Here is a 12,696-nt window from a genome sequence, read left to right on the forward strand (position 1 = left end):
CGCGGAGTGCTCCCATCGCGTCCACCGTCGACCCAAGCAGAGCCGAGAAGACGTGGCACATGGCGTCCAGGTCGTTCGTACAGTGGCGCGCTCCACCTGGACGCCATGAACCACGCCCGCTCCACGGTGTGTGGGTCGACGGCGGACGGGATGGGAGCTGGGGTGAGCGGTGGGTCGAGGAGGGAAGCGGGTGCGGCTTGGCACGGGCCTGTACCGTGAGCGCCGCAGACCTCGGTGAAGGATTGAGTGAGTGCCCATGCAGGTGATCAGACGGGTCGTTGCCGGCGCCTTCCTGCTCTGCGGTGCCTTGCTCGGTGCGCGGGAACTCCAGCGGCAGGCTTCCAGCCGCAGCGGGAAGAATACCCTGATGGGGCTTGCACTCGTCCTGTGCGCTGTCGGAGTGCTGATCAGCCAGGCATAGCGGGGGGTTCGTCTTCTACGTGACGACCGGACTGCTGCGGGGATCACTCCTCGTCGGTGAACCGAGGCTGGCACCCACCCGCATATGCGATCTTCCAAGCTGGTTGCTGTACAGCATGGAGTACAGCAACCGTCGTGGCCACAACTGACCGCCACAAGACCCACGTGACCGTCTGACGTGGCCAGTAGACCGTAGCAACTGCCCCGCCTGTAGTTCGCATCGAGATGACAGGTCAGCGCGGGCCGAGGGGGACGGTGTCGAAGGTGGCCACGGCCCGGATTCGAGCCGGGGTTTCCGCGTCGGGGCGAACCCGAGCGCGACGTCCTGGGCCGCTAAACGACTCATGGCCAGGCGGATCGTACCGGCTCAGAGACTCGCGAGCCCACCTCTTTTCGAGGGGTGACGCCTCATGGCACCGGCTCAGATCGAGCTCATACCGGGCATGGATGGCCATCTGCTCCCTTGATCGTCAAATACGGCCAAATCGCGACCTACTGCGATCCGGTCAGATTCGCTCACACTCAAGAACATGGGGGCGATAAGGGATCGTGATACGCACTTATGCCATCGCTGCGGGGTAACGAGCCCCACCGTGCGCGGGCGCGGGCGGATCGACCTGATGACTAGATTCTGCGAGACCTGCTGGAACGTCTTCGCCAACGAGATGGCCGTGACCGATGGCGCCACCGCTCCGCAGGGGCCGGACACGGATCCCGACGACGTGTCATGGATCGAGCCTCCGATTTGCTCTAGGTGCGGTGCTTTTGTGCGCATCTACCCGACCACGTACGACCGGTGGGTCAGCCTCGCTGCGGTGGAGATGCCCGCCAAGGCCGTCCCAGAGCCCTTCCGTTGGCGCCTGATGAGGCTGCCCGACCTATCCCGCGTCACGACCGAGATCGTGGCTGTACGGGTCCGTGGAGTCGATCCGTTGCCCGGCGAGCCTGTCGTGCCGGCTCACCGCATGATGTGCGTGCCCGAGTGGGGCGAGCTGTAGATCACGGCGGAGAGCCAGCCCGTGCCCCCAGCATGCCGGATCGAGCGGCAATCGGCGGGGAACAACGGGAGCCCCGGTGAGCGTCCCGAGAACCGACAGGTCAGCGTCTCGCCAGCTCAACCCCCATCCGCATACGCGATCTTCCAAACTGGAGCCTGACTGGGCTAACGGAGAGCAAGGACGACACCGCACAGCGCGGACCCAAGAGAGACGCCCAGCAAGGCCATGGCGATCACCGAGAAGGAAACCCGTCTCCCAGGCTGTCCGCCGTGAAGTTGCCGACCCGCTCGCCGCAGGTGAGCGCGGAGTTCGTCTTCGCAAAATCGCGAAAAGTCGAAGAGGCGATCCCACAGCACATCTTCGAACCACAGGAGCTCGAACCTTTGATCCTGCCGGGTCTCCAGCACCAGTCTGCAATTGCCACGTGACGGAGAGGTGCGGTACATGCGCCGTAGATCCTCGTGCAGCACGATCGCACGACGAAACGGGCCGTACAGCATGATCTCTCCCGACTGCAGGACAAGGCGAATTTGCGAGCACTGCCACAGGGCGGCTGCCTGCAACAGAAGGATCGCCCCCACCATCGCGGCAGTTATTTGATGCCCTGGCCGAGGACCCCAGCGCAGCGCTTCCAGGACGGCCAGAACAGTGAAGCCCACGGCCGTACATCGGGCCAACAGGACGCGAACCCAGCGTCGCAACACGACTTGGCCATCCCGCTGTGGTCGAAAGACCCGCAGCTGGCGCACAACAGGTGTGGCCGGGCCGTACCAGCCGTCCAGCACACAATCCGCTGCGGTTCGCGCCATTGCCGCAGAGTATCCGTTGCGGGGAACCCCAGAGACGGCACGGTTGTAGAGCATGGAAGTTCCGCAACCCTGACATTCACCCAGCGCATGAGCGCCCTCCCGGGGCCGTTTTCGGGCCGTGGAAGGGCGTTCAACGATGACCGACATCGACAGCTACCGACAGCTCAGCAGCAGGTCAGGGCGTTGATCGATAAGGTGGCCGCAGGTCACGGCCGCCGGTGATCAGTTGTGGCTGTGCAGATCACGCAGCGCCGAGCTGAGCGGCCAGGAACACTGCTGCCACCGAGGGGCGGACTGCGTACGTTGCGCCCGCGCTCCCCTCAGGAGCCTCCCACCAGTAGAACGGAAGCCGCCGTCCACTGTTGCTGTGTCCCTTGTTCATTCCCCTCACCACGCCGGCCACGCGCTGCGCCGGAGCGCCCTCATTGGGACCGCTCAGGGCCACATCCACTAGCTCCGTGCAGTGGATCTTCCGGCCAGGGTTGCGCAGCAGGTACTCGAGCATCTGCCGGGCCTGCGGTGCGAGTTCAGCCAAGAACCTCGTAGCGCGCTCCAAGTCCTCCGGGCCCCATTCCGGGGCACCGTTGTGCCCCTCTTCGCCAGAGTGCTCAGCCCATCGCGGATCAGCTTCAGACAGATACTCCGTCATGCGTGCCCCAACATTCGTCCCAGCGTGTGTGTCGTTCGCACCGTACAGATCCGCCAGGACACGACGTGTCGAATCCGTGTCAAAGTTCTCCCGGCAAGCGGCTAAGTCGGGGAAAAGTCACAGGTCAAGAGGAAGTCGGGGCGAGTCATCGGCGTAGGTCCATTCCTCAATGACCCAGGCATCGGACGCAGTTGATCGCCACGCGACGTATCCAGGTGACATGGTGGCCAGCTGGGAAAGCGATGGGTCCAGGTCCACGACGTGCTGGAGGTGGAGGACCGACGAGGCACCAGCACCGTTGGGATCGTGGACGCTGTCGCTCGCGAGCCAGTCGTCCTCGTCATCGTGGATCACGGTCAGGGCCGGGAACTCCCCGGCGGAGACAGTCCTTTGGATGATCGCGAGCAAGTCGTGAGGGAAGACCTCCTCTTCAAACGGCCAGCTCAGCTGAGGCTGCATAGATCCCATGCGGGTGATTCTGCGTACAGCAGCGAAGTACAGCAACCAGAGAAACGGATCAGAAGGGGTGTCGCTCTCCGTGGGCGTCGAGAGCATTGGTGTAGCGCTGTAGCTTCGCCCCGAGTTCTTCCTGGAGGAGGCTTGCCGCTTGGCGGGCCTCCTCCAGATCGCCGGCCGCGCAGAGTTCGACGAGTTCGGCCACGTCGGCGGAGAGGATCCTGAGGGTGTCGCCCTGGATCAGGACTCCAGGAAAGCGGCGGCCAGGCAGGCGCACCACGGCGTCGTTGCCGGAATCGGTGAACAGCTCGGCTTCCACTCGTTCCATCGGGTCCCCGTCTCAGTTTCCGTCTCGTTCAGCTTGGTTCAGGGCTGTTCGCAGCGGACCCGAGGCCGATGCCGGTAGCACTCCCGGACAGCGGTGAACGCAGCTGAACGACCCTGAACGACGCCCACCATCTCACCACCACAAGTGGAAAGCGTGCGCCATGTTAGACAGAAGGGGACTGGCCGCCCCGCTTCCGGGCCATGTACCCGGCCAGGGTTGCCCATACGCGGTCGGATGGGTGGAGGTAGACAAGTGCCAGGGCTGGATGAGTTGACACGGTTACTGGGCACGCCGTCTCTGCATGCGCTCGCCCTCACCGACTGGAGCGGAGTCGAACGCTACGTCGGGTCTTCGCTGCCCAGTGACTTCAAGATGTTCCTGGACGCCTACGGCCCCGGAGTCATCGCCGACGAACTCGTCGTCTTCCACCCACAAGGGCGCACTCCGCTCCTGGAGCGCATGCACAAGATCCACGGCACCTGGACCGAGGCACGGTCTCAACATCCCGACGACTTCCCTAACCCGTTCCACCCACAGCCCGGCGGTCTCATCTCGTGGAACTATGACTACAGCGGTGACGAGCACTTCTTACTCCCGTGCGACCATCACGCCGACAGTTGGAAGATCGTGACCATGGCCCATGTGGAAGGCTGCGAAGTCGTCGATGGATCGTTCTCCGACTTCGTCATCGCGTTCATGAACCGGCTGCAAGTCATGGACGAGGCCGGTGACATCAGGCCCGCGGTCCCCAGCTTCGAGCCGTACTGAGTGGGAGGGTCGTTCGCGCCGTCGCTCCGGCGGTCAACGAGCACCCTGGCGCGCACCACAGGCGCACCAGATGAGGCGGGGAATAGCGCTGAACAGCTCCCCAATGATCGCAGCTTCCGAAGGTGAGGTCTCACAGCTGTCCGGGCCCGTCAGTCCAACCAGACGAGCATCGCGTCGTCCGCCCTGGCAGCAGCCTCGAAGAACTGTGTGAGGCCGTCGTACCAGGGACGCCCCCATTCCAGTTAGCTGAGTTCACTCCACCCGATGGGATACACCTCGACGCTGGTCAGTTCCACAGGATCCACGCCACTGATGAGTTGGGCATAGTTGGTAGTCCGCAGAGCTTCCGCCGCGAGCTGGACCCGCTCAGGCCGCAGGTACTTCGGAGGCCCGTAGCCCCAATCCGCCTCCTCGGCGAACGGCTCCTCACCGTGGATCATGTTCACGGGGAAGTCGGTGCGCGCCATCAGGAAGCGGAGCATGTCCCAGGTCTTGTACGTGCTGAAGTGACGCGCCTCCGCCGGGGAAGGTTCCGGCTCCTCCTCTGCGTCTGGGACCTCTTCGACGAAGGCCAGAGCCCAGTCGGGGTCTTGGATCGCTCGGTCAAGCTCAGCAGCCGTGACATGCAGGTACTAACCGATCATGCTCATGGCCGGAGACTAGGCGAGGGCACTGACAACGGCCGTGGAACGGTCCCGTCTCAGCTTCCGTCTCATTCAGCTTGGTTCATCAGCGTTCAGCGGAGACCTGGAGCAGATCCACCCTGGTGTCGAGCCGCCAATGAACGCAGGTGAACGCCCCTGCACACCGCTCACGGCCCCACCAACACAGTGCGTCGACGCGCGCCCACGTGTGGATTGGCCCGGAGGTCATGAGTCGAGCACCGCAGAGAGCGGCCACGGTCCAGAACGAGCCTCCGGCGGGGGCGCTCAGGCTCCGAGATGGATGGGACGCCATTCGCGAGTGCCGGCCGAGTAGTGGCGTGCGCGGGGGCTCCCATCCCGTCTGCCATCGCCCCAGGCAGAGCCAGGAAGACGTGGCTGGCGTCCATGTCGTTCGTACAGTGGTGCGCTCCACCTGGGACGCCAGGGACCGCGCCCGCTCCACATGCGTGTGGGTCGACGGCAGACGGGATGGGAGCCGGGGGAGGGTGGTTCGTTGAGGTGGGTGTGTCACGGCTGGCCAGCTCGCTACACTGCGACCCCCGAGGGGGGGAGTACGCCATGCGGGCTGCCCTGGGCTGGATCATATTCGTCGGCGGCCTCGGACTCACGTACATGTCTCGCCGAGCGGTATGGGACCAGGAGACCGGCGCATGGAAGAACGGACGTAGTCCGGGCACCACCGATTGGCGTTGGGCAGTCCCAGGGATCATCATCACGCTGGCCGGATGATCGTTCTGGGGTGAGAACGCCGGACGAGACCGCGTGCGGCGGCTGACACCCGTGGGTGACAGCAACAAGCGCGAACAGCAGCGGTCAGCGCCGGACCTCCGAGGACGATTGGCCGAGGCGCGGGGGCGGTTGGTCGACGTTGGCAGACCCCCGTGATCGACCTGATATGGATGAGGCCACAGGTTCAAATCCTGTTAGCCCCACAGCATCAAGACCCCCGAACGGTCACTGTTGGAGGTCTTTGCGTCGCGCGTACGGGGATTGGGTGGATTGTGAACGCTCGCTGTAGGGCTGAAGGACCGCGAAAAACGAGACTGTCGATGACCTGGAAACCCGCTCCGGCCGCCAGCAGTCGTAGGCGATGGACAGCGCGCTTCCGGTCCGCCACACTGCCCGAGTGATCACGCGCCCACGTTGGCTGCGTTGTGTGAGAGGTGGGGATTGGTGGAGCAATCGCCGGCCATGGCTAGGCCGCCGGAGCGCATTCGCTACCGGTCTACACCTCTCCAATCCGTACTGCCCGCTCTGCCCCTCCTTGCCATCGTCTGGGGCACGAAGGTCTGGGAGTGGATGAGCTGGAAGCCCGTCGGAGCTGAGATGGCCGAGTCAATCGGCCTGTGGGGCGCCATGCTGATGGTGCTGTTGATCACCGGGCAGCACTTCGGCGTCACTCTCACGGAGTCGACAGCCATCGTGCACAACCTCCGTCGCCGGACCATCCAGTGGTCGAACGTTCAGGCCATCTGCGTCGAAGGTTTCCATGGTGCCCAAACCGTTGTGATCTACGAAGCGGGTGGCCGTCGTACTCGCCTGCGGGTACCAATCACCGGCTTCCTCTGCTGGGATCGCGGGTTCGAGGAGAAGTTCCACGCCATCGGCAGGTGGTGGCAGGATCACCGCGGCCCGGATTGGACGCCTGTCCCGCCTGCAGCACAGTTGAGCGGCCCACCGGTTTCCGAGGGGAACCCGTTCGCCGCCCCCACGTAGTAGTCGGCGCCGGGCCTCGTAGCTGGGAATGGCCGTGGCTGACCGCTGCGGCTAAAGCCACGGATCAGACGGTATCCGTGCCTCCACCTCGCCGCCGAAGCGCATCGTCTCCTCGAACCGGCGCCGCCGCTCAACCTCCCGCTTTTCGCCGCCCGGGAACCAAATCCGGCCAGCGAAGCGGATCGCCGCCTGCCCGCCGGGGCGGGCCTTTTGGACGTCAGGTGCACGGCCGACTGCCCGGACAGCGCCCAGCGTGGTGTGCACCGCGTAGTGCGGGGAGATCTCCTGGGCCCGCGCATGCAGCGCGCTCGCCCGTTCCAGGTAGTCGGGCAGCCCGCCCAGGAGGACGTCCCGCTCGCCCCGTGCATCGGCGATCCTCTCCAGGATGTAGTCGCCGGACTCCTGCAGCGCCTAACGCACCAGGTCGGGACGGGCGGCGAACTCTCGTCCAGCCAGCTGCGCCCGCACCACTCCCGTACGAACGGGAACTCCTCAGGCAGGCCGTCGAACCACCGCAGTTCGGCGGGGTTGTGGTCGCTCGGCACCAGCAGGTCCCAGCGGTCGGGCTGGTGGCGGATGGCTGTGCGCGTGAGTCGTGACACCGCCTGTCGGTCAGCGAGGACAGCACCCGGCCTCATCGGCGCGCAGTATCGCTAAGTTGTAACACCACCTGGGTGCTTGCGGTGGGAGCATCGAAGTGCTCTACGTGGTGAGGGGGCATGGATGCCGCCGAAGTCCAAAGCCGGGCCGCAATGAGCGGAGCGGCACGGACTGACGACCCGTCCGTTGCGAGGATCACCGGTCAGGGCGTCACACTCCGAGGAAGCTCACTGTTTCTGCCATGTCGGCCCGGCCGGTGCGCAGCCGTGGCACGCCTTCCTTCTCGAATCCCACCGAGACACCGCAGAACAGCACGAGCCCGTCATCGGCTCCGACCATCTGGCTGACGGTCTTGCGATACATCGTCCACATCACCTGGGGGCAGCTGTGCAACCCTTCCGCCCTCAGCAACAGCATGACCGTCTGCAAATACATCCCCGCGTCCCCCCACTGTCCGGGCCCCATCGTCCGGTCGAGGTAGCAGAACAGCACGACCGGCGCCCCGAACGCCTCCGAGTTCAAGGCGGCGATCTTCATGGGCCTGTCGGGATCGTCGCGCTCGATTCCCAGCGCTTTGTACCGCTGGGCAGCCGCGGCGGCGAAGCGGTCCAGATACGGCGAGTCCAGTCCGGCCGGGTACATCGGATACTCCCGCTCGTCACCCGGGTCGCCCGCCAGCGCCCTGGCCGTCGCGCGCCGCTTCAGTTCGGCCAGGGGCTCGCCGGTCACGACATACACGTGCCATGGCTGGAGGTTCCCGCTCGACGGAGCCCTGGTTGCCGCAGCCAGCACTCGTTCGAGTACCTCTTTGGGTATCGGCTCATCGCTGAACGCCCGCACGGCCCTGCGACTGTTCACGGCTTCATACACATCCACGTCTTCTCGTCCTCTCACTCCGTGGCGGGCAGCGAAAACACGAGGATGATCTCGCACCAGGTGAGTGAGCAGACCGGGCAGAGCCTTGGCGCTGCCGAAACCGGCCGACATTCCTCCGCCGACCGATCACGCAGTGCTGCCGAAACTCACCTGCACGCGCTGTCGGTTCGCGGCGACAAAGCCAGGCGGGCCTTCGACACCAGCGAGGGTACGACCTGCTTGCGGCGCGTCTGGTCCATGCGGCCGGTGAACGACTTCGCCTCGTAGACGAGGAGTTCACCCCCGGCGGTGTACTCGAACAGGTCCCGGCCGCCGTCCCCGCCGCTGCCGTCGACGGCCCGCGCCCTCTGGCGCAGTCGCAGCACCAGCATCGTTACCAGCGCCTCGGACACCTTCGGGCTCTCGTCCGCCAGCCTGTCCCATGGAACCCTCACCGCATACCAAACCTGCGCACGAGCACCGACATCCCCCCAGCCGGCTGCTGCACCGCCCCTGTACTGCACCCTCCAGGGCCCGGCGGGGACGATCCGAAGGGCCAGGATTTCCACGTAAGCGCCTCGTACGTGGCCGCGCGCCATCACGCCGGCACTGATCGGTCCGTGTCGCGACAGCGCCCTGTCGGCGGGCAGGGCGGCGGTGGGGTACGCGACGATCGGCAGGCCATGACGCGTCGGACCACGGACGGTCGATCGGTAGATCATGAACGAGTAAACCTCGGACCTCACACGCAACGGCAGGCGGCAGGCCGCCGCGCTCCAAGGATCCGGTGGCGCAAGGGGGGTTGCTCTGGTCTGCAGGTCGTAAAGGTCCCCCCATGGTTTCCCTGGGGCCGAGGACAACATCTGTCAACTCTTGATAGGAAACCTACACACGTCTGGTTCAGGGCATTTGCTTCTGCGTGCGCACATGCCGATGCACGCGGCTCGGCTGCCAGAGTGCGGCCTCGACCGCCGTTCCCGCCTGTCAACGGATATGACGGTGTGTCAGTTTCTATGGGAGTTTCTGCATGTTCAAAAAGGTCCATGCCTCGCTGGGACGTTCCAGACACGCGGCGGGCAAGACCGGCGGACGGGTGCGCGGGATCGCGGCGGTCACCACCACCGCCGTCGTTCTCACCGTTGCCGCCACCGCCGCCTATGGCGCGGTTAACGGTGGGGCCGAGACGGGATCGCACGCGCCCAAGCGCATAGGCACGGCCCCCCGCGTCCCGGTCGGCGCGACCGCTGCCGGCACGACCGCTTCGGGAACCACGCTGCATCTCAGCGTGAATCTCTCCCCGCGTGACCCGCAGGCGCTGACCGACTTCATCACAGCGGTGTCCACCCCGGGCAACCCGCGGTACCACCAGTACCTGGCCAAGGGGGAGTTCGCCTCCGCCTTCGGCCCTACCCAGGCCACCATCGCCGCAGTCGCCCAGGCGCTGAAGGCGGGCGGCCTCACTCCGGGCAAGCTCAGTTCCGACGGCCTGTCCCTTCCGGTCACCGCTACCGTCGCGCAGGCGTCGCACGCCTTCGGCACCGGATTCAAGAACGTCCGGCTCAAGGACGGCACGATCGACTATCTCAACGCCTCGGCCCCGGCGCTGCCCGCCGACGTGGCGGCATCGGTGAGCGGGATCGTGGGCCTGAGCAACGTCAACTCCATCACCAGCCACCACACGGCCGTACGCCACCTGAGCGGATCGGACTCGGTCACCGGCATCCACCCACGCACGGTGGCCCCCCGGACGTACACCCCGGGGATGTGCTCCGCCTTCACCGACGCCGCGGCCCAGGCGGGTTTCGCCGACGGCACCGACTACTACAGCCCGGGGAAGCTGGCCGCCAACTACGGCATGACCAGCTCCGCCACCGCCGGCGCGGGGCAGACGGTCGCCGTGTTCGAGCTGGAGAACTCCGACCCCAACAGCATCGCCACATACCAGTCCTGCGTGGGCACCGACACCTCGGTGTCCTACCGCTACGTGGACACCACCGCGGGGTCGGGCACCCCGGCCGGAACCGACCAGGACGGTTACGGGGTCGGTACGGAGACGGCGCTCGACATCGAGGACCTGATAGGCCTGGTGCCGGGCGCGAGCATCATCGACTACCAGGGGCCGGACGCTGAAACCGCGACCGATCAGAACGTGCTCGACGTCTACCAGCAGATGGTCACCGACGACCAGGCGCAGGTCATCACCACCAGCTGGGGTGAGTGCGAGCTGGTCCTGGCCGGCGCGACGGCGAGCGCCGAGAACGCCATCTTCGCGGAGGCCGCGGCACAGGGCCAGAGCGTGGTAGCCGCCTCGGGCGACGACGGCTCCAGCGACTGCTACCTCACGAATGGCTCCACCGCCAAGGCCGTCGACGACCCCGCGAGCCAGCCCTACGTCACCGGCGTCGGCGGCACCACGATGACCGGTACCGGCAGCACCAAGACCCAGAAGGCGTGGGGGGTCTCCCAGGACGGCGGCAGCGGCGGCGGTGTCTCCTCACGCTGGGGCCCCGTCATCTACCAGGGCGGCGTCGCCACCACGACCAAGCGCGCCGTTCCGGATGTCGCTGCGCTGGCTGACCCGAACGACGGTTACCCGATATACACCCTGGATGACGCCGACTCGTCCAGCCCCGAGCCCGGCATCCTGGGCGGCACCAGCGGCGCGGCCCCGACGTGGGCCGCCGCGATCGTCCAGGCCAACGCCAGTACGGCCTGCCAGGCGAACGGCCGGGTCGGCTTCCTCAACAACGCCCTGTACAAGGCCGCGCGGAGCAGCTACCCGACGAACTTCTGGGACGTCACCAGCGGCAACAACTCCGTATACACCACCGGCTACACGGCGGCGGCCGGCTACGACGAGGTCACCGGCCTGGGCTCGCCCAAGGAGGCCGGCCTGATCACCTCGCTGTGCGCGGCCAAGGGCACCGCGGCCACGGGTGCCTCCACCTTCCACCCGCTCAGCAGCCCCAAGCGCCTGCTGGACACCCGCAACGGCACCGGTTGGGGCCTCAGCTCCATCCCGTCCACCAAACCCCTGGTCGCGGGCGGCACCGCCCCGGTCAAGATCGAGGGCGCCGGGGGGATCCCCAGCAGCGGCGTGACCGCTGTCGTGCTCAACCTCACCGTCACCGGCACCACCGGCTCGGGTTCGTTGATCGCCTGGGCCGACGGCACCGCCAAGCCGTCGACCAGCAACCTCAACTGGACCGGCGCCGGCCAGACCATCGCCGCCTCGTCGACCGTCACGGTGGCCGGTGACGGCGTGGTGGACCTCTACACCAGCAGCACCACCCACCTGATCGCCGATGTCCAGGGCTACTACACCAACAACACCACCGGGTCCATGTACACGGCGCTGAAACCGGCCCGCCTGCTGGACACCCGCTCCAAGGTCGGCATCCCCACCACCACCAAGATCACCAACGCGGTGGTCAGCCTCAAGGTCCGCGGCCACGGCGGCGTGCCGACCGGCGCCTCCTCCGTGGTGCTCAACCTGACGGCCACCCAGACCGTCGGCTCCGGCTACCTGGAGGCCTACCCCGAGGGCGCCACCCGCCCGACCGCCTCCAACGTCAACTGGGCGGCCACCGGGACCACCGTCCCCAACCTGGTCGTCGTGCCGATCGGCTCCGACGGCAACGTCAGCCTCTACGTCCACGGCACCAGCCACGTGATCGCCGACGTCTCCGGCTACTTCTCCACCAGCGGCTCGGCCTTCCACACGGTCACCCCGCTGCGCCTGCTGGACACCCGTACGACGACGGCACTGGGCGCCGGCAAGACACTGGCCCTGCCGATCGCCGGTGCCGACGGTATTCCGACCGGCGTCAAGGCCGTCGTACTGACCGTCACCGTCACCGGCACCACCGGCAGCGGCTACCTCACCGCCTGGGCCGACGGCGGCACCCGTCCAACGGCCTCCAACCTGAACTGGGTGGCGGGCAAGACGATCGCCAACCAGGTGATCGTGCCGGTCGGCTCCGACGGCAAGATCGATCTCTACGTCAGCAGCACCACCCAGGTGCTCGCGGACGTGGCCGGCTACATGAGCTGACCCGCACCGACGACACAACCGGGATGCCTCGCCGACCCCCGTGGTCGGCGGGGCATCCCCGTTACCGGCGAAGTTCCAGCCCTACCCCCTTGTGGTCACTCACGGTTCCAGGTGCCTTCGCCAGCAGTCAGCCCACCTGATCGCCGATGCCCAGGGGCTACTACACCAGTGGCACCATCGGGGCCCGGTGCCGTTGTGCCAGAACTGCCCCTACCGGGGTCGGCTTCCTTATCGACGCCTCCCGCGCGCTCGACGGTTGATGGCGCTCAAGCCGCACTGACAAGCGGAAGATGCCAGCGAGCACTTCGTTGAACATCTGAGCCATGACTGTGAGCACGGGCGGGAGCGAAGGTGACCGTCGGGCTGCGCGGGGCGTTG

General features: G+C 66.4%; 11 protein-coding genes and 1 tRNA gene. 4 read left to right on the plus strand and 8 right to left on the minus strand.

Annotation, left to right across the window (positions count from 1 at the left end):
- Positions 1–685: 685 nt before the first annotated feature.
- Positions 686–770, minus strand: a tRNA-OTHER gene (locus tag M2157_RS47240).
- A gap of 243 nt (positions 771–1,013) precedes the next feature.
- Here M2157_RS47240 and M2157_RS47245 point away from each other — a divergent pair.
- Positions 1,014–1,418 carry a DUF6083 domain-containing protein gene (locus M2157_RS47245; RefSeq protein WP_280868576.1) on the plus strand — a complete coding sequence of 135 codons (405 nt, stop codon included), beginning with the start codon at positions 1,014–1,016 and terminating at the stop codon, positions 1,416–1,418.
- Positions 1,419–1,582: 164 nt separating this feature from the next.
- Here the strand turns inward: M2157_RS47245 and M2157_RS47250 are convergent, their stop codons facing one another.
- The 4 genes from M2157_RS47250 to M2157_RS47265 all read right to left on the minus strand — a co-directional run bounded on the left by M2157_RS47250 (position 1,583) and on the right by M2157_RS47265 (position 3,660).
- Positions 1,583–2,227, minus strand: coding sequence for a hypothetical protein (locus M2157_RS47250; protein ID WP_280868577.1), 645 nt, complete (start codon positions 2,225–2,227; stop codon positions 1,583–1,585).
- 241 nt (positions 2,228–2,468) lie between these two features.
- A complete protein-coding gene (locus M2157_RS47255) occupies positions 2,469–2,876 on the minus strand; it encodes a DUF6416 domain-containing protein (RefSeq protein WP_280868578.1) in 408 nt (135 codons plus the stop codon).
- Between the two features lie 117 nt (positions 2,877–2,993).
- Positions 2,994–3,344, minus strand: coding sequence for a hypothetical protein (locus M2157_RS47260; protein ID WP_280868579.1), 351 nt, complete (start codon positions 3,342–3,344; stop codon positions 2,994–2,996).
- 49 nt (positions 3,345–3,393) lie between these two features.
- Positions 3,394–3,660 carry a hypothetical protein gene (locus M2157_RS47265; RefSeq protein WP_280868580.1) on the minus strand — a complete coding sequence of 89 codons (267 nt, stop codon included), beginning with the start codon at positions 3,658–3,660 and terminating at the stop codon, positions 3,394–3,396.
- Positions 3,661–3,912: 252 nt separating this feature from the next.
- On the opposite strand from M2157_RS47265, the gene M2157_RS47270 reads away from it, so the two are divergent.
- Positions 3,913–4,428 (plus strand): hypothetical protein, encoded by a 516-nt coding sequence (locus M2157_RS47270; protein WP_280868581.1) that lies wholly within the window; start codon positions 3,913–3,915, stop codon positions 4,426–4,428.
- 242 nt (positions 4,429–4,670) lie between these two features.
- On the opposite strand, the gene M2157_RS47275 is transcribed toward M2157_RS47270, so the two are convergent.
- Complete coding sequence (locus M2157_RS47275) at positions 4,671–5,057, minus strand: DUF1877 family protein (protein ID WP_348541852.1); 387 nt, start codon at positions 5,055–5,057, stop codon at positions 4,671–4,673.
- A 1,335-nt stretch (positions 5,058–6,392) separates the two neighbouring features.
- On the opposite strand from M2157_RS47275, the gene M2157_RS47280 reads away from it, so the two are divergent.
- Positions 6,393–6,809 (plus strand): hypothetical protein, encoded by a 417-nt coding sequence (locus M2157_RS47280; RefSeq protein ID WP_280868582.1) that lies wholly within the window; start codon positions 6,393–6,395, stop codon positions 6,807–6,809.
- Positions 6,810–7,619: 810 nt separating this feature from the next.
- Here M2157_RS47280 and M2157_RS47285 read toward each other — a convergent pair.
- Positions 7,620–8,285 carry a nitroreductase gene (locus M2157_RS47285; protein WP_280859646.1) on the minus strand — a complete coding sequence of 222 codons (666 nt, stop codon included), beginning with the start codon at positions 8,283–8,285 and terminating at the stop codon, positions 7,620–7,622.
- 146 nt (positions 8,286–8,431) lie between these two features.
- Entirely contained in the window at positions 8,432–8,719 is a 288-nt protein-coding gene (locus M2157_RS47290) for a hypothetical protein (RefSeq protein WP_280859318.1), read from the minus strand.
- A 572-nt stretch (positions 8,720–9,291) separates the two neighbouring features.
- Here M2157_RS47290 and M2157_RS47295 point away from each other — a divergent pair.
- The gene (locus M2157_RS47295) at positions 9,292–12,318 is read left to right on the plus strand and encodes a S53 family peptidase (RefSeq protein ID WP_280868583.1); all 3,027 of its coding nucleotides are present in this window, start codon (positions 9,292–9,294) and stop codon (positions 12,316–12,318) included.
- The last annotated feature ends 378 nt before the right edge of the window (positions 12,319–12,696 follow it).

Source organism: Streptomyces sp. SAI-127 (assembly GCF_029894425.1).
GTDB lineage: Bacteria > Actinomycetota > Actinomycetes > Streptomycetales > Streptomycetaceae > Streptomyces.

Coding starts and splice junctions, on each gene's coding strand:
- M2157_RS47250 (WP_280868577.1), bottom strand. CDS start 2,227: ATGGCGCGAACCGCAGCGGATTGTGTGCTGGACGGCTGGTACGGCCCG.
- M2157_RS47255 (WP_280868578.1), bottom strand. CDS start 2,876: ATGACGGAGTATCTGTCTGAAGCTGATCCGCGATGGGCTGAGCACTCT.
- M2157_RS47260 (WP_280868579.1), bottom strand. CDS start 3,344: ATGGGATCTATGCAGCCTCAGCTGAGCTGGCCGTTTGAAGAGGAGGTC.
- M2157_RS47265 (WP_280868580.1), bottom strand. CDS start 3,660: ATGGAACGAGTGGAAGCCGAGCTGTTCACCGATTCCGGCAACGACGCC.
- M2157_RS47280 (WP_280868582.1), top strand. CDS start 6,393: ATGAGCTGGAAGCCCGTCGGAGCTGAGATGGCCGAGTCAATCGGCCTG.
- M2157_RS47295 (WP_280868583.1), top strand. CDS start 9,292: ATGTTCAAAAAGGTCCATGCCTCGCTGGGACGTTCCAGACACGCGGCG.